Genomic DNA, 23,136 nt, shown 5'->3' on the forward strand with positions numbered 1-23,136 from the left:
TACAAGCAGCCGTTTTTTCTCTATTACGCCTTTGGTTTTACCATATCTTCCGGTTTCACCATTTCGTTAAATTGTTCCTCTGTCAGCAATTCAAGCTTCAAAGCCGCTTCTTTCAGCGTCAATCCCTCTTTATGGGCAAGCTTGGCAATTTTTGCGGCATTTTCATATCCGATATGCGGATTCAGCGCCGTAACCAGCATTAAAGAATTCGACAAGTTTTCCTGAATCGTTTCTTTATTTGGCTCGATACCGACAGCACACTTATCATGGAAGGAGTTCATTCCGTCACTCAGCAGCTGCACGGATTGCAGGAAGTTGTAAATGATCACAGGTTTAAATACGTTTAGTTCAAAGTTCCCCTGACTTGCGGCAAAGCCGATTGTCGCATCGTTCCCCATAATTTGCGCTGCGATCATCGTCAGTGCTTCACTTTGTGTCGGGTTCACTTTTCCAGGCATAATGGAGCTGCCAGGCTCATTTTCAGGAATGACAATCTCCCCGATGCCGCAGCGAGGCCCGCTCGCAAGCCATCTGACATCGTTTGCGATTTTCATTAAATCAGCGGCAAGAGCTTTTAAAGCGCCGTGTGCATATGTGATTTCGTCATGGCTTGTCAGCGCATGGAATTTATTCGACGAGCTGTTAAACGTTTGACCTGTCAGTTTCGTGATCTCCTCTGAAACAAGCTCTCCAAATTCCGGGTGAGCATTGATTCCTGTTCCGACAGCTGTACCTCCGATTGCAAGCGCGCGCATTTTGTCTGTCGCTTCTAAAATCATTTCCTTCGAACGATCGAGCATGTGCACCCATCCGCTGATTTCCTGTCCAAGAGTCAGAGGTGTGGCATCCTGAAGATGCGTACGTCCGATTTTCACAATATCATTGTATGCTTTCGCTTTTTCGTCTAACGTATTGCGAAGCTGATCAAGCGCAGGCACAAGCTGTTCATAGACAGATAAAACGGCAGCAACATGCATCGCTGTCGGGAACGTATCGTTTGAGCTTTGGCTGCGGTTAACGTCATCGTTTGGATGAATCGTTTGATCAGAGTTCTTTTCTTTTAATAACGCAGTCGCACGATTGGCCACCACTTCGTTCATGTTCATGTTGCTTTGTGTGCCGCTTCCGGTCTGCCATACAACAAGCGGGAAGTTATCATCGTATTTGCCTTTGAGCACATCATCACAAACTGCTGCAATGGCTTCCGCTTTTTCCGCATCTAGATTGCCCAGGCGTTTATTAGCGATCGCCGTGCTGCGTTTCAATATTGCAAACGCCTTCACAACACGCATCGGCATTTTTTCAGAACCAATCTTGAAGTTCTCCTTGCTTCGCTGTGTTTGGGCGCCCCAAAATTTATCAGCAGGAACTTTTACTTCTCCCATGGTGTCTCTTTCAATTCTGTAGTCCATTTTATGTATCCCTCCATAACGGTTGCTTCAATAGATCAAATTCGCCAGTGATATAAAAAATCCTTTTTATTTTTCGATCTTGGCAGATTTTAATTTTAATTCAAGATATACGCGGGAGTCCTTTGAATATTTGTACTTCGGATTCGTTCGTCCGTACTCCCTCGATGTATAAGAGACATCGTAATGCTTTTCAAATGATTTAATGAGCTGTTCTATTTCTTCTTGTTTTCCTGCAAGTCTTACCTGTGCCACTTCATATCCTCCGCTTTCATAAAAAAACTTCTGCCATAAAATACTGTAACACAGTATATCATTTTTTTAACAGGAAAAGATAACCTCTACTAAGGTTTTGGACAAGAGGTGACCTCGTTGGAACAAACAGAATTTAAGGAATATATACACGATAATTTAGCATTGGTGCTTCCAAAATTAAAAGAAAACGATGATCTGGTGAAAAATAAAAAAATGCTGGCGAACGGACTTGTTTTTTACTATCTCTACTTTAGTGAATTGAATGACCAGCAGAAGGTTTTGGAATCAATCAAAACCTTAATCAAGGATGAGGAGACGCTGACGCTTGACCAGGTCAAAAAACGCCTCGACCAAATTGACGCAAGGCCAGTAGAAACGTCCGAAAAAACGGTTAAGGAAATTCTCAGCGGCAATTGCGCGGTGTTTGTTAATGGCCTCAACAAAGCCTATATCCTGTCCACAGGAAAGAAACAAACAAGAAGCCTGACAGAGCCGACAACTGAAAAAGTGGTTCGCGGACCAAAGGTTGCATTTGTGGAGGATATCGATACAAACCTTGCTCTGATCAGGCAAAGGACCTCTCATCCGAAACTCATTACCAAAAAAATCATGATTGGCGATAACAAACTGAAGCCGGCGGCGATGATGTACATTGAAGGCAAAGCAAAAAAGTCCGTTGTGAAAGAAGTAAAAGCGCGGCTTAACAATATCAAACTGGAGGATATCCAGGACAGCGGAACGCTTGAAGAACTTATTGAAGATAATAAATACTCGCCGTTTCCGCAAATTCAAAATACGGAAAGGCCCGATAAGGTGTCGTCCGCCCTGTTCAACGGCCGGGTTGCGATTTTGGTGGACAGTTCCCCATTTGTGCTTTTGGTGCCGGTTTCACTCGGTGTACTGATGCAATCTCCGGATGATTACTACGAACGCTGGATCTCGGCATCCCTCATCCGGTCGCTGCGTTTTGCTTCTATATTCATCACCTTGTTTTTGTCATCGATTTATATCGCACTCGTGTCATTCCATCAAGGGCTCTTGCCCACCGCGCTCGCCGTCACAATTTCAGCAAACAGGGAAAACGTGCCGTTTCCTCCGATATTTGAAGCCTTGCTGATGGAAGTGACGATCGAGCTACTAAGAGAAGCCGGGCTGCGTCTTCCCAACCCACTTGGCCAGACGATCGGCCTCGTCGGGGGTGTCGTCATCGGACAAGCGGCGGTAGAAGCGAATCTCGTCAGCTCGATTATGGTGATTGTCGTCAGTGTCATTGCCCTTGCATCCTTTACCGTTCCCCAATACGGAATGGGGCTGTCTTTCCGGGTGCTGCGTTTTATTTCGATGTTTTCCGCCGCAATACTCGGGCTGTACGGGATTATTTTATTTATGCTGGTCATTTATACGCACCTTACGAGACAAACGAGCTTTGGATCTCCGTATTTTTCGCCAAATGGATTTTTCAGCCTGAAAAATACAGAGGATTCCATTATCCGTCTCCCAATTAAAAACAAACCAAAAGAGGCGAATAATCCAAATGAGCCAAAAACAGACTCCACTCAAACTTAATACCTTTCAAGGTATTTCTGTTGTTGCAAATACAATGCTCGGTGCTGGTCTTTTAACATTGCCCCGAGCGCTGACCACTAAGGGTAATACTCCTGACGGCTGGATCTCGCTGATATTAGAAGGTGTCATTTTTATTTTTTTCATTTATTTAAACACGCTCATTCAGAAAAAACATCAATATCCCTCACTGTTTGAGTATCTGCGGGAAGGGCTTGGGAAATGGATTGGCAGCATCATGGGGCTTTTGATCTCCTGCTATTTTATCGGAGTGGCCAGTTTTGAAACCAGGGCGATGGCTGAAATGGTGAAGTTTTTCCTGCTGGAGAGAACGCCGATTCAGGTCATTATTTTAACGTTTATCTGCTGCGGCATCTATTTAATCATTGGGGGGCTAAGTGATGTTTCGCGGCTGTTTCCCTTTTATTTAACGATTACGATTATTATTTTGCTGATAGTGTTTGGGATCAGTTTTAAAATTTTTGACATCAATAACTTGCGCCCTGTTTTAGGTGAGGGCTTGGGACCCATTGCGAACTCCCTAACTGTCGTTTCCATCTCTTTTTTAGGAATGGAAGTGATGCTGTTTCTTCCTGAACATATGAAGAAAAAGAAATACACATTCAGATACGCGGCTATCGGATTTCTGATTCCGATTATTTTATATATCCTGACGTATATCATCGTTGTCGGGGCTTTGACAGCTCCTGAGGTGAAAACGCTGATCTGGCCGACCATTTCTCTCTTTCAGTCTTTTGAGCTGAAAGGCATATTCATTGAACGGTTTGAATCGTTTTTGCTAGTCGTTTGGATTATTCAATTTTTCACAACGTTTGTCATTTACGGGTATTTTGCCGCTAACGGGCTGAAGAAGACGTTTGGATTATCGACTAAAAAAAGCATGGTTCTCATTGGCGCGGCTGTCTATTATTTTTCTTTGTGGCCGGATGACGCCAATCAGGTCATGATGTATAGCGATTATCTCGGATACATTTTCGTCTGCGTGTTTTTACTTCCCTTCATTCTCTTTTTCATTGTAGCTGTCAAAAGGAGGATTACAGCAAAATGAAAATCCGGATTTTATGTATTTTCATATGCACCCTTTTGCTGTCCGGATGCTGGGACAGCAAGAATATCGAAGAATTAAGTTTGGTGATCGGAGTAGGCTTAGACAAGCCGGATGATCATAATTTAGAACTGACCCAGCAGATTCTTGTGCCGAAAAAAATCAGTTCAAAGGAAGGCTCTTCATCTGATCCGACACAGATTGCTGTCACAAAGGGTGAAACGGTTCATCAAATGATGAGAACGTCGGCATTAAAGCACAATCCTACATTTTCCCAGCATTTACGTCTCATTTTATTTTCCAAGGACGTGCTTGCTGATATTGGAATGGACTCGATCATTAATCAATTTGTCAGAGACAACGGGACAAGGCGGAGTTCGTATGTGTTTGTCACCGATGGACGCCCGAAGGACATATTTAAAATGAATGATCAAGGCGAGCCCGCATCCAATGTGATTTATGATCTGACAGAGAATGACAAGGTCACCATCAGAATGATGGAGCCTGTTACATTGGGGGAGATTTCAGAACACTTGACCTCTGACGATTCGTTCCTCATTCCCCATGTCGGTGTGGAAAACGGCAAACTCGCAATAAACGGAGCTGCTATCATAAAAGATAAGTTATGGAGCAGAAATTTAACACCGGGTGAAGTTCAAAATATTAACTTATTTACCGGCGCGGTCAAAGGCGGCGTCATTGATTTGAGACGTAATGGCTATCTTTTTTCTTACGAAGTGTATTCCAGCAATCGAAAGGTCAAGACATCCTACAAGGACGGAAAGTTTACATTCACCGTCACACGCAATATTGAAGGGCGTTTATCCGAGGACTGGAATCCTGATGAAGATTCGTTTAAGGATTCATATATCAAAGATATTGAAAGAACAGTCGAAAAACGATTAGAAGACACAGTCACAGCATTTATTAAGGGCACGCTGCAGAAAGAGATCAAAACAGACGTGACCGGACTGGGAAACGAAGTCAGAATCCATTATCCTCAGAAATGGAAAAAGATCTCAAACAAATGGGATGATTATTTCAGCAATGCGGAAATAGAATATCATGTCAATGTGGTCGTCAGAGACTTCGGAACGAAGGGCGCGTCCAAATAACGGACGCCTATTTTACGAGGTGATTGCGGTGTGCGTAGACGGCTGCCTGTGTCCGGTCGCTGACATCCAGCTTTGATAAAATATTGGTGATGTGGGTTTTGACTGTTTTGATCGTGATAAACAGCTCCTCCCCAATTTCTTTATTTGTTTTTCCTTCTGCAATCAGACAGAGAATCTCAAGCTCCCGTTTCGTGAGGGATTCATGCGGGAGCGCGTTTTCGCCTGAGTGGCGCAGCCGGGATAATACTTTCCCCGCCACTTTTGATTCAAGCTTTGGCTCTCCCTTGCTTGCGGCACGGATCGCATCAGCGATTTCGGCCGCTTTTGACGTTTTTAATAAGTAGCTGAGCGCTCCCGCTTCAATGACCGGGTACACTTTGTCATCATCAATGAAGCTTGTGAGCACAATAATTTTCGGATCGGAAAGCTTCTGGCAAATTTGCTTTGTCGCTTCAATGCCGTCCATGCCTTCCATGACAAGATCCATTAAAATCACATCAGGCTTTAATTCAACAGCAAGCTGTACACCCTCGCTGCCATCAGATGCTTCGCCGATGACATCAATATCGGGCTGTGCTTCCAAAAAAGCGGCGAGCCCCATTCTGACCATTTCATGATCATCAATCAACAATACTCGAATCACGTTCGTTCTCTCCTTTTTCTTCCGGGAAAATCGGGACCTTTACTTCGATTTGTGTGCCTTTTCCTTCAACCGAAATTACCTCGGCAACTCCGCCGATTTCGCTTGCACGTTCTTTCATCGAATTCAAGCCATAGGATGACGCTTTTACCTGGTCCATCTTAAATCCTTTTCCGTTATCAATGACCTTCAGCCGCAGCTGATTGTTCTTTGCACCGAGGATTACGGATACTTTTGAGGCTTTTGAATGCCTGAATACATTCGAAAGGGCCTCCTGTACGATCCTGAATAAATGATCCTCTACTCCTTTGGAAATCGGTGTATCCTGTATGTCCCACTCGATATCAAGCGGCTGTTTTTTCCGGAACTCGTCCAAAAGCTCCGTAAGACCCTCCTTCAGCCCTTTCCCTTCGAGCGTCACTGGCCTTAAATGGAGCAGCAGCGCCCTCATTTCATTTTGGGCTTCTCCCGCCATGTGCTCTACCATCTTGATCCGTTTCACAGTTTTATCATCCGTATCTTTTACGTGTTCTAATACGGCGGAGGTCATCATGGATATCGCAAAGAGCTGCTGGCTGACAGCATCGTGCAGGTCTCTTGCCAATCGCTGGCGTTCTTCTGTAATGACTGATTTCTTCATTTGCACCTGCCATTCAGCCCGTTCATTTGAAAGCTTTTGCAGGGAAGCGACTTGAAGTTCAACCCGCTTCGCCATTTCATTCAGCTGATCGGCTGCAAGCCCGATTTCATCGTCCCCGAGCGGCGGTATACGATAAGCGAAGTTACCGTTTTCAAATGTTAAAATCGATTCGATCAATGTATCGACCCTTGTTTTCAGCCGGTTGCCGTACATGTAGCCTGACGCAAAACCGATCGTAAGGCTGATCAGCACCAAAATCAGGATAAACGGAATCCCGAACCAGCTTGACGACAGCAGCACAAACGGATCGAGCCGATAGTAAACCATCATAAAAGAAATCAAGCAGACAAAAAGGAGCAGACTGATTCCCGTTGTCATGCGAATGGCGCGCCACTGGAGACTGGCAAGCAGTTTTTTTCTCATACGTATTTCACATCCACATCACCGATAAATAGGGAGACGGATACCTTTACCCGGCGTTTGGACTCGCTGAAATCAGAAGACGCAGCGTATACCTTTGTGCCTAATCCGCTTTTCTTCGAGCCGATCAGATTAATGTCGCCGATAAAAACGGACGAGCTGACAGCCACTTCAAGGTCTGATGGAACATAAATATCAACGTTTCCGATCACTCCGCTGATGACAATCGTGCTCTCTCCCTCCGGAATCATCGCTTTTGACAAGTCGATTTTCACATCGCCGATAAAACCCGATACATTTAAATCATTCAGATCAAACGGCTGCTTCATCATCAGAAGCTCGCCGATAAAAAAGCTTCGCATGTCAGGGTGTTTCACATCTTTAGGAGGCTCGGACTGTTTTTCTTTTTTCGTTAAGTCGATAGGCTTCTCACTCGGTTCAAAAATTGGCTTTCCTTTCACAAGCCGGTAGCCGGCGTAGATTAAAAATGCGGCAAACGCGTAGCCAAATAAGTTAAAGGTGATGCTGAACAGATTTTTCAAAAATAAGAAAGCGGCAAAGATATACATGACGGACCCAAGCCAGTCACGGGAGTACTTTTTTAAAAAATAGCCGGCAATCAGAAAAAAGAGCGGCCAAAACAGCAGATCGCCTATTCCGATAATTTGCAAAAACATACTGATGCCAAATAAAGCAATCATAAGTCCGAGAAGCTGTTTTTTTGTCATTCTGGTTGTTCCGCCTCCTTTCTTCTGCCAGATGCTACTGTATCGCTACATCCCCGCTGTCTGTTTTAATATCGACTAGATGCTGGCCGCTTCCATGTGAGCCTGTGATTTGATGATGATCTTTATGTGCTGTATCAGCAAATGGATACGCCGAGCTGACGCTTCCGCTCTCTGAAGCCGCATTAACTTTGAAACTGCCGTTTTCGGGAAGCTCCAGATACACATCACCGCTCGTTAATGTGACAGCTGAAGAGCCTGCTACCTTTTCTAAATCCGCACGAAAGTTTCCTGATGTCATCCGTACATCAAGTGAGCCTGAAACACCGTCCAAGTTTGCGTCGCCTGAAGTTAAGCGGATGCCGGCTGTTTTAGCGTCTGTATTTGATATCGACACATCCCCGGAAGAGCCCTTCATCTTCAGCTCTTGAAGGCGGATACCCGTTACGTCCATATTTCCGCTTGCAGACGCTGCGTTCAGCTCGGAAAGCGTGAGATGTTTGTTACCGGCTACAGACACGTCGCCGCTTGAGGTTCTCACAACCAAACCGCCTTTGTACGTGTATGGAATGCGGACGACAAGGGAAGCGCGATGAAATCCATTCAAAAATTGAAATTCTTTTTCCTTTGCCGTCAGCTCCAGCTTTCTTCTCTTTTCAGCCACAAACAATTTCCCAGAGTCACCTGAGATGGTTGCTGATATGTCATTACGCTCTTCCGCTATGATCTTCACATTCTTGTGATCCGATTCAATGATTACGCTTTCGATCTCATGCGGTGAAGCACTGGCTGAATCAGCTTCAGTGCCGTTTATGAATGAAAGGCCTTCAGCAAGCACGTCTTTGATAACAACTGCGGAAAAAACAAGAATACCGGCAATGATCAGCAGTTTGCCCAGCATTTTTTTCATTTGTTTTCATCCTTCTCATTCATTCTATTATAAAGGAAAAGCCTGTGAATTGATACGTGCGGAAGGGAAGGACTTGACGAAAACCCTTCCCTGTCCCGCTTATTCATTTGCTGCATGTGATGTTTGATCTGATTTTTTCAATGAGAGTTCCCGCATCTTTTCGATTTCAGCTTCTACTTCACCTGCAAATTCACTTCGGCTCGATTCTGTGCCGGCTTCCGCTGATTTCGAATAATCAGCACGGATTTCCATTTCCTCAATTCGGTTTTCAATCCGCAGAAATTCACGATACGCGCTTTCACTGTCAATTTTGTCGAATGTCGCGTTCATATGCTCTTTTGCTTTTGCGGCGTTTGCCCGGGCAATCAGCGCCTGTTTTTTATCCTTTACGTCCTGAAGCCTTGTTTCAAGTGTGGCCAGCTGTTCTTTCAGCTCAGCCAGCTGGCTGCTTGCCTGTTCGTAGGAAGCTTTGTGCTCTGCTGCCTTTCCCTCTAAATACTTCATTTCTGTCAGCGCTTTTTTCGCAAGCTCTTCTTCACCGGCATCAAAAGCGAGCTGAGCTTGATTCTTACGCTTTCCAGCCACTTCATTTGCTTCTTCATATTTTTTCTTAAATTGAAAGGCAATCGTATGCTGTTTGACGATCGTTTGTTTTGCTTTTGCAATATCGCTTTCCATATCACGAACGTATTGATTAAGCATCACCTTAGGGTTCTCCAGTTTATCCAAGCCTTCATGAACTGACGCAACAAACATATCTCTCATTCTTTTTAATACCATACCGTTATTCCTCCTCATATCATGTGTTATTTTTTCTTTAAGAAATTTTCCCATTCGTCATCAAAATGAGACTGGTAGCCGGCAGAAGCTGGTTCAGGGTCAAAGCCTGACACATCGCTTTCCGCGGATCCGTTTTTCATCAGTTTCCAGCCGTAATACACCATAGCGGCTGCGAGTGCAATTCCGACGAGAAACGGCAGTGAGCAAATGAGCATCATCGCCCCGATTCCGCCCAAGATGATGCCTGTGATGGTTTTGCCCGCTGCGAATCTTTTGATTCCCACGTATGTCAGCAAGCCTCCGATCACAAGCGGAATCATAAATCCGAAGCTGCCTCCCCCAAAAAAGACGGAGATTCCAAATACAATTAATAAGAATCCGCCTATCGTTTTCTTGTTGATCTTCATGCAGATCCTCCTTTCGTTTTCCTTGTCTTCATCTTATACAAAACAGCAGATGAGCAAAACGAATCAGAGATTGATTTTTGGATAAGACCAGAGTCGTAGACAGCACCGGACCCAGCGGCATAAAAAAAGCCATGCACGAGGCATGGCTTCTTCAAAAACCTTTACAGATGAACACTTGCTTCCCTTTCTTTTACCAAATCGGATTGTTCTGCTTTGGCCAGCTTTGTAAACAGAAGGATTCCGATACCCGCGATAATTTCCACAACTCCCCCGGCAGCGATCACATTTCCTGAACCAAAAGCATTTGCGGCATATCCGCAAATGACAGCGCCGGCCGGAATCGAAATATTTGAGATCATATGTATGACGGCATAAACTTGCGGCTGGTCCTCGCTATCGACAGATGTCTGTATAATCGTATACTCGGGAACATTGATCGCACTGACTGCAGCGCCAAAAGTAAAGGCGGCGAAAAAGACGAGCGGCAAAAAGGTATTCATTCCGGTAATAAAGAATGCGAACCCTTCAATAATGCCTGCCGTTACGAAGAGCAGTCCGTACTTGTTTACTTTTACTTTTGTCAGAACAAATCCCAATAAAAACGCGCCTATTGCGGTGGTGGCTTTTAATAGCGAATATACAATCGGCTGTCCGTTTAAATCCTCCGCAACATACACAGCGGAGAGCGCTTCCCAAGGGGCTGCCGCGAAATTCATAAAAATACAATAGATAGCGAGCGGATATAAGATTTGGTGTTTTCTGACAAGGACAAAACCGCGTTTCAGTCTGCCAAAATATGTACCTCTCTGTGCAACGGCCGCTGATTCCGATTTTGTTTCAACAGCAGTGTATTTGATAAAGAGAACAAGAAAACCAGAAATAAGATAAAGTACGAGAGCCATAAGCATTGTATATGAAGGACTGATAAACGTAAGGAGAGCGCCGCATAGTGTCACAGCTCCAAGCCGAACAATTTGGGCGGACGACTGCAGCACAGCATTTGCTTTTTGAATGCCCTTTTCATCTACAATTTGAGGGATTAAAGCAATGGAAGCAGGATTGTAGGCAGCGCCAGTAGCTGAATGCACAATCATAAGAGTCATAACAAACCACAGCGGAGAGAATCCGCCGAAATGGCAGATCGGAATGATTAAAACAACCGCGGCTCTTGTCAGGTCTGAAAAGTACATCCAGAATTTCAATGTATTCTGCTTCATGAAAGGACCCGTCACAGGTGCTAAAACGGCTTCCGGCAAAAAGGTGACAGCAATCAATAAAGCAGTTCCGATCGCACCTTCACCGTCAAAAATCAAAAACCATAATATCGAATTAAATGCGAACATATCGCCGGAAATCTTGACTATTCTTGAGAAAAAAAGAAAGTTAAAATTTCTCTTCCAGACGCTATCACTTTCAATGAGTCTCACCATCTATCAGAGCCCCCCACTGCCTATTTTTTACATCAATTTGTTACAATATCTCATTTTTCCATTTTTCAGTCAATAATTCATAAGGTTCATTTTTTGTCGTAAAAAGGGAAATTGACAAAATGAAAAAAATAAAAAGCCGGCATGTACTGAAAATGCCAGCTTTCATTAATGTGTTTTTATGATCCGCTGCTGTTTCGATCGCGAAACACAATAGCGCTTCTTTCATACTCCACATCGTCAATACCGCTTCTCACGTTGACAACCCGTGCTGCGGCAAAGAAATAGTCGGACAATCGATTGAGATAACGGAGCACCATTTCATGGATCTCTTCCGTTTTCATCAGCGCCACCACTTGGCGTTCCGCCCGCCTTGTAATGGTGCGCGCCACATGGAGAAGCGAAGCGGCCTTTGATCCGCCCGGAAGAATAAATCTCTTTAGGTCAGGTGCCTCTTCTGTATAGGCGTCGATGCGCATTTCTAAAAAGGAGACGGATTCTTCCTTCAACTTATAGTCTCTTTTTTCTGTGATGATTGCCAGATCGCCCCCGCAGTCAAAGAGCTCGTGCTGAATGTTGAGCAGCTCGGCCGTTAGATCCTCAAAGCCGCGCTTCCCGGAAAGCTCAGCCAAAGCCAGTCCGACAAAACTGTTCAGCTCATCAATCGTGCCGTAGCTTTCTACTCGGAGGCTGTCCTTGTCTGTTCTGCCTCCGATTAAACTCGTTTGCCCGTTATCGCCTGTTTTTGTATATAGTTTCATCATATCTGTCTCCTTTACAGACTTATTCAAGCAGGTCCGCAGCCTCCCGCACACATTCAGCTGTCCCAAACCGAATCAATTGATTCAGCCGTTTTTCTATGGTTTCTGAAGATGTCTCTTCAGTTTGTGTCGCTGCAACGAGGATTTCTCCATGTTCATCCTGTTCACCGCACAGCACTTTCATCCGCTCAGCTTCCGCCCCCATGACAGCCCTGACAAAGAATTGGTCTGTCGCAAAGCCGTTGATCAAAATCCATATCGAAAAGCCGGACATGACACAAATACAAACGGACAGCTCTTCGTCTTCAAACGTACGGCACACAAGCCGGTCAAGTCTGCCGGAGGAGGCCATCGCACAGGTTTCCTGCGGATAAAAGCCGTTTTCAGATAAATAGGCTGAAAGCTCCTCTTTTTGATCAGACTGGGCAGGCAGCCGTTTATGGAGAAACGTCCGGTTCCAAGAAAAGCCTGAACCGACAGGAGCAGAAGCCAGCGTGCGGAGCGGGATTTCCGTTTGCAAGAGGATCTCGTCGCGCCGCACTTGCAGCAAAGTTTCAAACGGAATCGCCTGCTGCTTTAGGTCGCTGTTTTCAGGCTGAATTGCAATAAGCGGTTTAGGCAATTGATGATGGATGAAAGTGCTGACTTTCGTGTTATACAACGCCTTAATGTGCTCTTCTGTGATGGCGGTTTCCGGTTTTTGCTTAGGCCCGGCTGTTCCGTTTTTTGTAAAGACGATTTCATCACAGTACAGGCTAGCGGTGTTCAGATCGTGAAAAACACTGACAGCAGTCAGCCCATTTTCTCTCGTCAGGCGCTTGATAAGATCGAGCAGTTCTTTTTGATAGGCCAAATCCAGAAAATTAGTCGGTTCGTCTAAAAATAAAATACGCGGCTGCTGCGCCAGTGCTTGAGCCAAATAAACCCGCTGCTGTTCGCCCCCGCTTAGATCACGAATCAATTTCTCAGCGAAAGCGAGTACCCCTGTTTGTTCCATCGCATTCCGAATAATGGCTTCATCCTCTTCAGTCTGCTGGCTGAACAGCCCTTTTTGAAATGGATATCTGCCGAAGGATACGGTTTCTTTGACAGTGAAGCTAAAGGCTTGCTCTGTTTTTTGCGGCAGAACTGCCATCATTTGCGCCAGTTTCTTCGGTTTATATTCAGTGAGTGGTTTGCCAGCCAGACAAACGGAGCCTTCTATTGCCGGAAGTGTTCCTGTCAGCAAGTGAAGCAGTGTTGTTTTTCCGCTCCCGTTCGGTCCGAGAATGCCAAGAAATTCTCCCTTCTTCACTGTTAAACTGATATTTTTAATCAGCCGGCTGTCTCCGTAACCTCCCGACAGCCCCTCTGCCTTGATCATAAGCTTCTCCCCCCGCGATGCTGCCGAATTAAAATCAGAGCGAAAACAGGAGCTCCCGCTAAGGCTGTAATAATGCCGATCGGCAGTTCAACCGGTTCAATCATTGTTCTCGAAAGCAGATCGGCCAAAACGAGAAATCCCGCGCCAAGCAAGGCAGACAGCGGCAATAAATGCCGGTGATCCGTTCCCCACAGCAATCTTGTGATATGCGGAATCACAAGCCCGACAAAGCCAATGGTGCCGGATACAGCCACAGCACTGCCTGTCAGCAGTGACCCTGCAATTAAAATCAGCATTTTTCTGTGCTGGACGCTGACCCCGAGAAGCCTTGCTTTCTCCTCTCCATAGGTCATCACGTTGAGTTCTCTTCCGTTTATGATCAGGATCACGGTTCCTAAAAGAAAAAACGGGAGAAACAGGGCAACGTAGCTCCAGCCTCTCATCGAGACGCTGCCAAGCAGCCAATGCACAATCGGCAGCAAATTATCACCTGTCAGAGCAATGATGAGAGAAATAAATGCGCCCAAAAATGAATTGATGATGACACCGGTCAGAATAAGCGTAGAGACAGACATCGAAGCGTGAACGAGGCGGCTGAACGAAAGAACAGCCACAATCGTGACAAGCGCTGCAGCTACACTTACAACCGGCAGTGTAAAGCCTGCGATGACGGGGAATTGCAGTCCAAAAAATAAGGTTGAAACCGCCCCGACGGAAGCACCGGACGAAACACCGAGCGTATACGGATCAGCGAGCGGATTTTTCAAAAGCCCCTGAAAAGCAGCCCCTGCGATAGAAAGAGCCGCCCCCACAAGGGCGGCCAGCACGACTCTCGGCAGTCTGATATTCATCATAATATTTGTATACATTGGATCATAGGAGCCGGCAGAGCCGCCAAAACCTTCATGCCAAAAGATATGAAAGATGGCGGATATCGGAATTGGCAGACTGCCGCAGGAAATGCCCAATATGATACTGGCAGCTAAAAATAAGAAACTGATGCTATAAGCAGCAAAACGATTATTCTTTAAACGTATCCGGGTAGATGCTTTCCGCAAGTTCTTCGACCCCTTCGATCAGACGCGGACCTGAACGCGTGACGAGATCAGGATCAACATCATAAACGCGATGATGTTTCACAGCATTGATTCCGCTCCAGCCATCGCGTTTTTCCACCGCATCCGCTTTTACACCGTCCGTTGTGACAATGGCGTCTGGATTCAGCTTTACGATGGCCTCGTCTGTCATTTGCACCCAGCCTTTTTGATCCGCTGCAGCGTTTTTAGCATGGATGACATTCAGCATTTCATTCATAAACGTGTCTTTTCCGGTTGTGTAAATGTCAGGATCAGGCGAAACCTCAATAAAGACGCTTTTTTCCTCGTCTTTTGAAATGGATTTCGCTTTTTCTTTAATCTCCTGCAGGTCTGATTTCATGCTGTTGACCAGTTGGCCCGCTTTTTTCTCAGCTCCGGCAGCTTCACCGATCATTTCGATTGATTTGTAAACCTCTGCGAATGATTGTGCATCATTGACAGTCAGCACAGCAATGCCAGCGTCCTTCAGCTGCTTGATAGCATCTGCTGAAGCTGACATGGAAGATTCATGAGCGAGAACGAGATCAGGTTTAAGAGAAATGACTTTCTCGACGTTTACATTCATATCCCCAACCTTCTCAACCTGTTTGACTTCCTTTGGATATGTATCGTTTGTGGTGACGCCGACCACTTTGTCACCGAGTCCGAGAGCATATGTAATTTCCGTGTTGCTCGGCATTAACGAAACAATTTTTTTCGGCTCCTTTTTGATGGTAACATCCTGGTTTGACGCATCATCAATTGTGACAGGGAACGCTTCAGACGCAGCTGTCTTTTGCTTCGCATTGGAATCCTTCTCACCTGCCGCATTGCCGCAGCCTGAAATCATAATGGCGGTCAGCAGTAGCGCCGTCCATATTCCGGCTAATTTTTTCATACCCTTTCCTCCTAAATGAACTAAAAAAGCATCTCTACGATGGTAAAGACGCTGTAAACAACAAAAAAGCCTATTGTTTACACATCATCTGTCCTCGCAGACTTCGTGTTTATCAAACAGGCAGGTATCCTGGCTTTTGGCGCAAAGGCCAATTACAGTGGCGGGACCGCACCGGCTTTTACCGGTTTCCCTATTAAGCCGGCTATTTTCACGTACCGGCACCTGTTTGACATTCGTATCCTTTTTCGGAGTTATTATACTATATGGCTGACAGGCTTGTATATGCAGTATGAATGACTTTTCCGCCGCTGTATGTATGGAAGCAAAATTCTCGTAAACACTAAATTTCATCTTGTATACTAAGTAGCATGATCAATAAAAAGGAATGATTCTTATGGACCTACAGCTAAAAGACAAGCTTGTCTTAATCACAGGCTCAACTTCCGGCATCGGGAAAGCCGCAGCGAAAAGCTTTTTGCAAGAAGGTGCAGCCGTTATAGTCAATGGCCGAAAACAAGAGACAGTCGATCGCACGGTTGAAGAGCTTTCTTCATATGGAACGGTTCATGGAGCAGCCGCCGACTTATCAAAACCGGATGAAGCAGCAGCTTTTCTTGAAAAAGTGAAGCAGATCGGTGATATAGATGTTCTTGTCAACAATCTCGGTTTCTTTGAAGTGAAGGATTTCGCCGAGGTAACGGATGAAGAATGGAATCAATATTTTGAAGTAAACGTGATGAGCGCTGTTCGGACAAGCCGTCACTTCCTTCCAAAGATGCTTGCCAAAAACAGCGGCCGCATCTTGAATATCGCAAGTGAAGCAGGCGTCAAACCGCTTCCGACTATGATTCCTTATTCAATGACCAAAACAGCGCTGATCAGCCTGTCCAGAGGAATGGCTGAAATGACAAAGGGCACAAAGGTTACGGTTAATTCAGTGCTTCCGGGTCCTACTTGGACAGAAGGCGTTGCTTCCTATATGGAGGGCGCCGCAAAGGCAGCCGGCCAGGATACAGATACATTTGTGAAAGACTATTTTAAAGTGAATGAGCCGACTTCACTCATTCAAAGATACGCAACAGCCGAAGAAGTCGCGAGCACAATTGTATTCCTCGCATCTGACGCTGCATCTGCCATTAACGGCACGGCACAGCGTGTGGAAGGCGGCATTATCCGTTCACTTTAAATACAAAAACGCATCCGTTTTCGGATGCGTTTTTTTTATAACTCCCCAGCGAATGGAACCGGCTGGTATCCGCCCGTTTCCAGTTGGGCTGAAAACAATCCGCCCGCATGAGGCTGTTCATATCTTTCTGTTTCAGTCATTTGTTCAGTAGCTGTTGTGATGTAAAGGGTTTTCATGTCCTGGCCGCCGAACGCACAGCACGTGACATATTTGGCCGGAACACTTATTGAACCAATTTCTTTTTTCTGAAAAGGATCAATGTGAACCACACGGCTCCCGCCAAATAGCGCCACCCACAGCATGCCGTTTTGATCAATTGTCATGCCATCCGGCAATCCATCCGATTTTTCAAAACGATAGACGGTTTCTGGGTTTGAGACGTTTCCGCTTTCGGGATCGTATTGATAGCACACAATCTCCTGCGTCGGCGTGTCAATGTAGTACATCAGGCTGCGTTCGCGATCCCAATCCAAACCGTTCGAGGTTGAAACTTGATCTTTCATTTTGACAAGGCTGCCATCTGTGTCCAAACGGTAAAGCGAGGCTTGTTTTTGTTCGCCTTCCATGCTCGTCGTTCCTGCCCAAAGCCTTCCGTACGGATCACATTTGGCGTCGTTAAACCGAAGGCTCTCATGCATATCCTTCGGCTGTTTGATTTTTTCAAGACTGTCATCATGAAGATGATACAGGTAAAAACCGTCTTTCATCGTCATGATCAGCTCATCCTTTGAATATTTCGCAAGCGCCGTCACAAAGGATGTAAATTTGACCGAACGATTGATTTTTTCTTTAGGATCGAAAATATGGAGCTCGCTTCCTAAAATATCAACCCAGTATAGACGGCCGTTTTCTTCATCCCATAACGGACCTTCACCGATTACTGCCCTAGTGTCTGCTTCTAATACTGCATCCATGTGTAACACCTCTTTAGCTTCAGTCTATATATTGTTATTCCCGGCAAAGAGGTGTCCAAACCACACGCCTTATTCTTTTTTGAAAAGGATGGTAATGACGGAGCCAATATTGATCCTGCTGTTGACGTGAATCGTTCCGTTATGCAAATGCACCAGCTCTTTGGCAATCGCCAGTCCAAGCCCCGTCCCGGCAGCCGGATCTTTCGTATTGGTTCCTCTGTAATAACGGTTAAATAAATGGGTAATCGTTTCCTCATCCATTCCTTTTCCATTGTCTTTGACCTTCAATGAAATATGATTTTTTGTCTGTTCAAGAATCACCTGGATCGCTGTTCCTTTATCGTTGTGCTTCACAGCATTTCCGAGCAGATTTTCCAGAATGCGTCTGAACCAGGCTTCATCCAGCGCAAATTCAATATGCTCTTCTCTTGATACAAATGAAATATCATATCCTTCAGAAAACGGATTTTTCTTGAAGTCCTCAATGACATTTTTAAAAAACGGAATGAGGTTCGTGAGCTTTCTCTCCATCGGCAGAGCGTCATTTTTCAGACGATACGTTAAATTTAAGTCCTCGATCAGCTTTGACATGTATTCCGATTTCTCTCTGACAACCTGTCCCATTTCTTTCACTTCATCAGGAGACCAGTCGTATTGCTTCGATTCAAGCATCATGCTGTAGCCGTAAATGCTGCTGAGGGGTGTTTTTAAATCATGAGACAAACCGGCGATCCATTCTTCCCGTGTCGCCTGGATTTTTTCTCTGTTTGTCTTATCCCGTCTCAGCGTTTCAGTCAGCTGATCCATAGATTCAAATATCTCACCGAAGAAGCGGTACGGCTGTTTGATTTTTCCCTTTTTGTTTTTACTGACAGGGCGCCCTTTATGGTTTTTCGGTTCTTCAAGCTTCCCTTTTGATAGATTGACAAGCCATTTGATTGTATGAAAAATCGGCAAACCGAATCTGAACATATACCAGGCAGTCATCCAGAATATATAAAGAATCAGAACGCCCATAATCAGAAACATCGCTTTCAGGACAACCCTCAGAAACGATTTATTAAACTCCTGGTCAGTAATATAGACAGGGTTTGGCACCGAAGCGACCATCCACCTGTTTTGATCGAGGAATTTAACAGAAATCTCCCGTTTATAGTTCCATGGTTTAGAGCTGTATTTGAGAAGCTCCAGCTGGTTCATCGTTTTTCTTTCGCTTTTCTTGCTGTTAATGCTGTCGAGTAAGTTCCCGTTTCTGTCTAACAGATACACGGCTCCTTTTTCACGCTTAATATAGTTAATTGTACTGGACTTATATTGTGACAAAGAGTCGATGGAGGGTTCACGGCTTTCAATGGAAGTCAGCAGCTGTTCGCTCTTTGATTTCCAGCCGAACAAGAGGAGGTACGACTTGTCTTCAATATTGATTGCCCAATAATTCAGCTTATAGTTATCAAGCTTCTTGCTTTTATAAATAGACAAAAGCTCCTTCTTGGTGTAGGTGCCGGGCACGTCTTTCGGCACGCTGTAGGAATAATCCGTTTTCCCATTAGAATCAATGATTTGCATCCAGCCGCGCTGTTTATCAACAGATTTCTTCAGAAAATCGTCCACTTCCCATGACCCGTCTTCGTTTACATCGAGATACGCCTCAAGCGTGTCAGTCGTTGCCTTTGTCAGCCCTGAATTGGATTCCGCATCGCTGAATCGCGCGTCTAAATAGAAAAAGGAAGCCACAAGCATGATCGAAAGAAGAAGGATAACAATCAGCATCTGCCCGAAAAAGTGAAACAGAAACTTCCACCTTAACCTCATGGGCGCTTTCCGTTTCCTTCTGGACTCGGGATAAAACGGTATCCGAGACCGCGAACGGTTACGATATATTCCGGATTGCTCGGGTCACGCTCAATTTTTTCCCGGAGCTTACGGATATGAACCATGACGGTATTGTTATCTCCGTACGAAGGATAGCCCCATACTTTTTCATAAATTTGATCTTTAGAAAGCACCACATTGGGATGTTCGCAAAAATACTGAAGCAGCTGCAAAAGCTGAGCCGAACAGGCTACAGTTTCCCCGCCCACAATCAGCTCGGCATTTTGCGGAGAAAATGTAAAGTAATCATATGTATAGGTTTTGTTTGATTCAGCTGCATTCGACTGATACGTACGCTTTAAATGCGCTCTGATCCGCGCGGCTAATTCCAGCGGATTAAATGGTTTTGTAATATAATCATCAGCTCCGACCGCAAAACCCGATAATTTGTCAGCGTCCGATGATCTCGCCGTCAGGAAAAAAATCGGGGCGTCTGAATACTCCCTGATTAATGTGCACGCCTCAAAACCGGTCATTCCGCCCATCATGACATCCAATACGATTAAATCAACCTTATTTGTCTTGACAACCGGAATGGCTTCCTCTGCACTTGCCGCATCCAGTATATGTCGATAACCTTCTTTTTCGAGAACGCGTTTGATCATATCCACAATCGCTTTCTCATCGTCTACGATTAAAATTGACGCATTTTCCACTTTTATGTTCCTTTCTGTCACTGTTTTTTTTCATCTTATCATTATATCGTTTCTTTTTGGTACATTTTTGAATAGGAGGGCTCTTGACGGGGGTGAACAGCAGGAAACGGGAACCTGCAAAATGTTCCCGTTTTTCTTAGAATGAGGTATCGTTATGAGTTCTCGTCTACCATATACAGAATAAACTCCCAAAATCCCGGAACATCCTGACACAGAAGCATATCAGCCTTTTCAAACATTTTGATTTTCAGCTCCTGCTCCAAATCTTCTCTCTCTTGATAGGACGTATTGCTGAGTTTTTTTCTGATCATCGGTGAAAAGCATGCAATCAGATGCTCAATGTCGTACATTTCATCTTTATTCCTATTATGTTCAAACTGGCCGCTCACAGTTTACTTTTCCCCCTTTTTTTGCGCCGCTAGCTGCTTTCTGATATTTTCTAATCCCTTTTTATGAATATTAGAGATATTTTGCCGGGACTCACCTAATGAATCAGCGATTTCCTGCATCGTGGCACCGTGAAGATAGACTTTTGTCAGCACGCTTTTTTGTTTGTCAGTCAGCTTCTGGATCGCTTGATAAAGCTGATAATCCTGGACATGCTGGCTCAAATCATCCTGCAGGTCTAAAAATTCCTCAAACGCGTCACTTCCCGCTTCGGCAGGAAGTCGTTCTCCTGCTTCCGGATGATCAACCGTCAGCGGATACCGTTTTTGATTTTTGCGAACCCGCTTATCAAAATCGATGGAAAAAATCCGAATCATTGAATTCATATACTTGACGATGCGAATCTCCTTATAAAATTGCTTGAATTGCTCGTCCAACGATTTTGCATCCTTTTCATTCGGGTTTTCCATTACATTTTTGAACAAACGGTAATGCTGAGGGTTGCTCAAAAAATGCTTCACGATGGGATGCTTCATAATCTCCTTACATTTCGATCGCAACAGACCTTGATAGTCCATCAAACCGCCTCCCTACTAAATTAAATGAAGGAAAGCAAAAAAAAGTAAACTACTACTTTCAGACTAGCGTTTGCTGAAGCAAACCTTCCAGTCATGGTTTACGATTTCTTGGATTCCCTTCACTTACTTACATGACTGCACAAAAAGGAGGGAGGTGTTTTTCATGGATCAGGTTTTTATAGAGGAAGTCGTCAAGCAGATCAGCAATCTCGGGTTCCCGGCACTGATCGCAATGTACCTGCTGACCCGTTTCGAGAAAAAATTCGATCAGCTCATTGAACTGATGACAGAGCTGAAAGATCAAAAAGCGAAACATTAATTTTGTATCGAAGTTGACTTTTCATCGGTTTTTTTCACTTAACAAGACAGAAGGGAAAACGAAAGGCCTTTCACATTCTCTTTCTGCGCCACAATTATTTTTAAGGAGGAGACAGGAAAATGAAAAAACAAAACGATATTCCGCAGCCAATCAGAGGAGATAAGGGAGCGACAGTGAAAATCCCGCGTAATATTGAAAGGGACCGGCAGAATCCCGATATGCTCGTACCGCCGGAAACAGATCATGGCACCGTTGAAAATATGAAGTTTTCTTTCTCAGATACTCATAACCGTTTGGAAAAAGGCGGGTACGCCCGTGAAGTTACCGTACGTGAGCTGCCGATTTCAGAAAACCTGGCTTCTGTTAATATGCGGCTGAAACCTGGCGCCATTCGAGAGCTTCATTGGCATAAGGAAGCAGAGTGGGCTTATATGATCTACGGGAAAGCACGCGTCACGATTGTGGATGAAAAGGGCCGCAGCTTTATTGATGATGTAGGCGAAGGAGATTTATGGTACTTCCCGTCAGGCCTGCCGCACTCGATTCAAGCGCTTGAAGAAGGGGCAGAGTTCCTGCTCGTATTTGACGACGGGTCATTCTCTGAAAACAGCACGTTCCAGCTGACAGACTGGCTTGCCCACACCCCTAAAGAAGTGATTGCCGCTAATTTTGGCGTAACAGAAGAAGAAATCGCCAATTTGCCAGGCAAAGAAAAATATATATTTGAAAAACCTGTGCCCGGCTGTTTAAAAGATGACATTGTGGAAGGGCCGTACGGCGAAGTGCCTTATCCGTTTACGTACCGCCTTCTTGAACAGGAGCCGATTGCATCAGAAGGGGGAAAGGTGTACATTGCGGATTCGACAAACTTTACAGTGTCTAAAACCATTGCATCCGCGCTTGTAACCGTGGAACCAGGCGCCATGAGAGAGCTTCACTGGCATCCGAATACGCATGAATGGCAATATTACATCTCCGGTAAAGCGAGAATGACTGTTTTTGCTGCTGACGGCCATGCGAGAACCTTTAACTATCAAGCCGGTGATGTCGGTTATGTTCCATTTGCGATGGGCCACTACGTAGAAAACCTAGGCGATGAACCGCTCGTCTTTTTAGAAATCTTTAAAGATGACCATTATGCCGATGTGTCTTTAAACCAATGGCTCGCAATGCTTCCTGAAACCTTCATCCAAGAACACCTTGACTTAGGCAAAGAATTTACGGATGTCCTTTCAAAAGAAAAGCATCCGGTTGTGAAAAAGAAAAGCAGTAAATAAAAAACTGGCAGCTTGCAGAGAGCGCTCGTTCTCTCTCTGCAAGCGCTGATAAGGAGCTGAACCAGTGATACATCAAAAGTATTTATTACGGCAGGCCGTACAGTATGTGCTGGCAGCGGCGGCTGTGTTATTTTGCTATTTTACAATCATTCTCTGTGTCTTTTCTTTGGCGGGAACGAGCTACCGATCAGCTGCTCATGTCCTGCTTTTTGCTGTGTTATTTCTTGTGCTCGGACTATGCTTTGAACCTTTTGAACGGCTGATGATACATAGTTTTACGTTTTTTAAGACTGGAAAACGAGCTTTTATCCTTATGGCCGGCACCGTCCAGCTGCTGTTTTTATGGATGACCGCTTATACGGCAGATCAAATGATTCATAACATTTGGCTGTCAACCACAGAAGAAATGATCCTCGCAGCCGTTTTTCTTATTTTGGATAAATGCAATTCAGCACTGCCCAGCTAAAAAAAGAACGCCATCCGATTGGATGC

Annotated in this window: 25 protein-coding genes and 1 riboswitch; of the genes, 7 read left to right on the top strand and 18 right to left on the bottom strand. The window is 44.9% G+C overall.

The features are described from left to right. Positions 1-23: 23 nt before the first annotated feature. Together fumC and NSS75_RS17750 are read right to left on the bottom strand one after the other, a co-directional pair. Complete coding sequence (gene fumC, locus NSS75_RS17745; protein WP_010331827.1) at positions 24-1,412, bottom strand: class II fumarate hydratase; 1,389 nt, start codon at positions 1,410-1,412, stop codon at positions 24-26. Positions 1,413-1,478: 66 nt separating this feature from the next. Next, positions 1,479-1,664, bottom strand: coding sequence for a YvzF family protein (locus tag NSS75_RS17750; RefSeq protein WP_010331829.1), 186 nt, complete (start codon positions 1,662-1,664; stop codon positions 1,479-1,481). 117 nt (positions 1,665-1,781) lie between these two features. Here NSS75_RS17750 and NSS75_RS17755 point away from each other — a divergent pair, with 117 nt between their 5' ends. The 3 genes from NSS75_RS17755 to NSS75_RS17765 are packed head-to-tail and all read left to right on the top strand — an operon-like array spanning position 1,782 to position 5,408. Beyond that, a complete protein-coding gene (locus NSS75_RS17755) occupies positions 1,782-3,230 on the top strand; it encodes a spore germination protein (protein ID WP_095714042.1) in 1,449 nt (482 codons plus the stop codon). Further along, positions 3,199-4,296: a spore germination protein gene (locus NSS75_RS17760; RefSeq protein ID WP_101859971.1), complete on the top strand. Its 1,098-nt coding sequence runs from the start codon at positions 3,199-3,201 to the stop codon at positions 4,294-4,296. Before NSS75_RS17755 ends, NSS75_RS17760 begins: the two co-directional genes overlap by 32 nt. After that, a complete protein-coding gene (locus NSS75_RS17765; protein WP_024122797.1) occupies positions 4,293-5,408 on the top strand; it encodes a Ger(x)C family spore germination protein in 1,116 nt (371 codons plus the stop codon). Before NSS75_RS17760 ends, NSS75_RS17765 begins: the two co-directional genes overlap by 4 nt. Before the next feature lie 7 nt (positions 5,409-5,415). Here the strand turns inward: NSS75_RS17765 and liaR are convergent, their stop codons facing one another. The 11 genes from liaR to NSS75_RS17820 all read right to left on the bottom strand — a co-directional run bounded on the left by liaR (position 5,416) and on the right by NSS75_RS17820 (position 15,455). After that, positions 5,416-6,051 carry a two-component system response regulator LiaR gene (gene liaR / locus NSS75_RS17770; RefSeq protein WP_024122798.1) on the bottom strand — a complete coding sequence of 212 codons (636 nt, stop codon included), beginning with the start codon at positions 6,049-6,051 and terminating at the stop codon, positions 5,416-5,418. Then, entirely contained in the window at positions 6,029-7,111 is a 1,083-nt protein-coding gene (liaS, locus tag NSS75_RS17775) for a two-component system sensor histidine kinase LiaS (RefSeq protein ID WP_024122799.1), read from the bottom strand. The genes liaR and liaS overlap by 23 nt, the downstream gene beginning before the upstream one ends. Beyond that, positions 7,108-7,836, bottom strand: coding sequence for a cell wall-active antibiotics response protein LiaF (gene liaF, locus NSS75_RS17780; protein WP_024122800.1), 729 nt, complete (start codon positions 7,834-7,836; stop codon positions 7,108-7,110). Before liaF ends, liaS begins: the two co-directional genes overlap by 4 nt. A gap of 34 nt (positions 7,837-7,870) precedes the next feature. Beyond that, positions 7,871-8,743, bottom strand: coding sequence for a DUF4097 domain-containing protein (locus NSS75_RS17785; protein WP_339234194.1), 873 nt, complete (start codon positions 8,741-8,743; stop codon positions 7,871-7,873). Positions 8,744-8,842: 99 nt separating this feature from the next. Continuing rightward, positions 8,843-9,523, bottom strand: a complete 681-nt coding sequence (locus tag NSS75_RS17790) for a PspA/IM30 family protein (RefSeq protein ID WP_024122802.1) — start codon at positions 9,521-9,523, stop codon at positions 8,843-8,845. 26 nt (positions 9,524-9,549) lie between these two features. Beyond that, the gene (locus NSS75_RS17795; RefSeq protein WP_339234196.1) at positions 9,550-9,930 is read right to left on the bottom strand and encodes a protein liaI; all 381 of its coding nucleotides are present in this window, start codon (positions 9,928-9,930) and stop codon (positions 9,550-9,552) included. A 161-nt stretch (positions 9,931-10,091) separates the two neighbouring features. Then, a complete protein-coding gene (locus NSS75_RS17800) occupies positions 10,092-11,360 on the bottom strand; it encodes an MFS transporter (protein WP_024122804.1) in 1,269 nt (422 codons plus the stop codon). Between the two features lie 176 nt (positions 11,361-11,536). Beyond that, positions 11,537-12,118 carry a cob(I)yrinic acid a,c-diamide adenosyltransferase gene (locus NSS75_RS17805; protein WP_326218321.1) on the bottom strand — a complete coding sequence of 194 codons (582 nt, stop codon included), beginning with the start codon at positions 12,116-12,118 and terminating at the stop codon, positions 11,537-11,539. 22 nt (positions 12,119-12,140) lie between these two features. Continuing rightward, complete coding sequence (locus tag NSS75_RS17810; protein WP_339234199.1) at positions 12,141-13,481, bottom strand: ATP-binding cassette domain-containing protein; 1,341 nt, start codon at positions 13,479-13,481, stop codon at positions 12,141-12,143. After that, a complete protein-coding gene (locus NSS75_RS17815) occupies positions 13,478-14,539 on the bottom strand; it encodes an iron ABC transporter permease (protein ID WP_101859968.1) in 1,062 nt (353 codons plus the stop codon). Before NSS75_RS17815 ends, NSS75_RS17810 begins: the two co-directional genes overlap by 4 nt. Next, a complete protein-coding gene (locus tag NSS75_RS17820) occupies positions 14,502-15,455 on the bottom strand; it encodes an ABC transporter substrate-binding protein (protein ID WP_024122808.1) in 954 nt (317 codons plus the stop codon). Before NSS75_RS17820 ends, NSS75_RS17815 begins: the two co-directional genes overlap by 38 nt. Positions 15,456-15,556: 101 nt before the next feature. Further along, a riboswitch (cobalamin riboswitch) is annotated at positions 15,557-15,696 on the bottom strand. A gap of 153 nt (positions 15,697-15,849) precedes the next feature. Here NSS75_RS17820 and NSS75_RS17825 point away from each other — a divergent pair. Then, the gene (locus tag NSS75_RS17825) at positions 15,850-16,641 is read left to right on the top strand and encodes an SDR family oxidoreductase (RefSeq protein ID WP_024122809.1); all 792 of its coding nucleotides are present in this window, start codon (positions 15,850-15,852) and stop codon (positions 16,639-16,641) included. A 35-nt stretch (positions 16,642-16,676) separates the two neighbouring features. Here NSS75_RS17825 and NSS75_RS17830 read toward each other — a convergent pair whose 3' ends face one another. The 5 genes from NSS75_RS17830 to sigO all read right to left on the bottom strand — a co-directional run bounded on the left by NSS75_RS17830 (position 16,677) and on the right by sigO (position 21,006). Then, positions 16,677-17,555 carry an SMP-30/gluconolactonase/LRE family protein gene (locus NSS75_RS17830; protein WP_339234204.1) on the bottom strand — a complete coding sequence of 293 codons (879 nt, stop codon included), beginning with the start codon at positions 17,553-17,555 and terminating at the stop codon, positions 16,677-16,679. 69 nt (positions 17,556-17,624) lie between these two features. Continuing rightward, positions 17,625-19,367, bottom strand: coding sequence for a HAMP domain-containing sensor histidine kinase (locus NSS75_RS17835; protein ID WP_339234206.1), 1,743 nt, complete (start codon positions 19,365-19,367; stop codon positions 17,625-17,627). Then, on the bottom strand, positions 19,364-20,083 hold the full coding sequence (yvrH, locus tag NSS75_RS17840) for a two-component system response regulator YvrH (protein ID WP_024122812.1): 720 nt from the start codon (positions 20,081-20,083) through the stop codon (positions 19,364-19,366). The genes NSS75_RS17835 and yvrH overlap by 4 nt, the downstream gene beginning before the upstream one ends. A gap of 152 nt (positions 20,084-20,235) precedes the next feature. Further along, positions 20,236-20,472 (bottom strand): sigma-O factor regulator RsoA, encoded by a 237-nt coding sequence (gene rsoA / locus NSS75_RS17845; protein WP_024122813.1) that lies wholly within the window; start codon positions 20,470-20,472, stop codon positions 20,236-20,238. A gap of 3 nt (positions 20,473-20,475) precedes the next feature. After that, positions 20,476-21,006 (bottom strand): RNA polymerase sigma factor SigO, encoded by a 531-nt coding sequence (gene sigO / locus NSS75_RS17850; protein ID WP_339237684.1) that lies wholly within the window; start codon positions 21,004-21,006, stop codon positions 20,476-20,478. 205 nt (positions 21,007-21,211) lie between these two features. On the opposite strand from sigO, the gene NSS75_RS17855 reads away from it, so the two are divergent. The 3 genes from NSS75_RS17855 to NSS75_RS17865 all read left to right on the top strand — a co-directional run bounded on the left by NSS75_RS17855 (position 21,212) and on the right by NSS75_RS17865 (position 23,110). Beyond that, positions 21,212-21,367, top strand: coding sequence for a YvrJ family protein (locus NSS75_RS17855; RefSeq protein ID WP_024122815.1), 156 nt, complete (start codon positions 21,212-21,214; stop codon positions 21,365-21,367). Positions 21,368-21,486: 119 nt separating this feature from the next. Beyond that, entirely contained in the window at positions 21,487-22,644 is a 1,158-nt protein-coding gene (gene oxdC / locus NSS75_RS17860; RefSeq protein WP_339234211.1) for an oxalate decarboxylase, read from the top strand. A gap of 64 nt (positions 22,645-22,708) precedes the next feature. Beyond that, complete coding sequence (locus NSS75_RS17865) at positions 22,709-23,110, top strand: YrvL family regulatory protein (RefSeq protein ID WP_024122817.1); 402 nt, start codon at positions 22,709-22,711, stop codon at positions 23,108-23,110. Positions 23,111-23,136 lie beyond the last annotated feature (26 nt).

The sequence above is a fragment of the Bacillus sp. FSL K6-1012 genome (genome assembly GCF_037964915.1).
GTDB lineage: Bacteria > Bacillota > Bacilli > Bacillales > Bacillaceae > Bacillus > Bacillus halotolerans.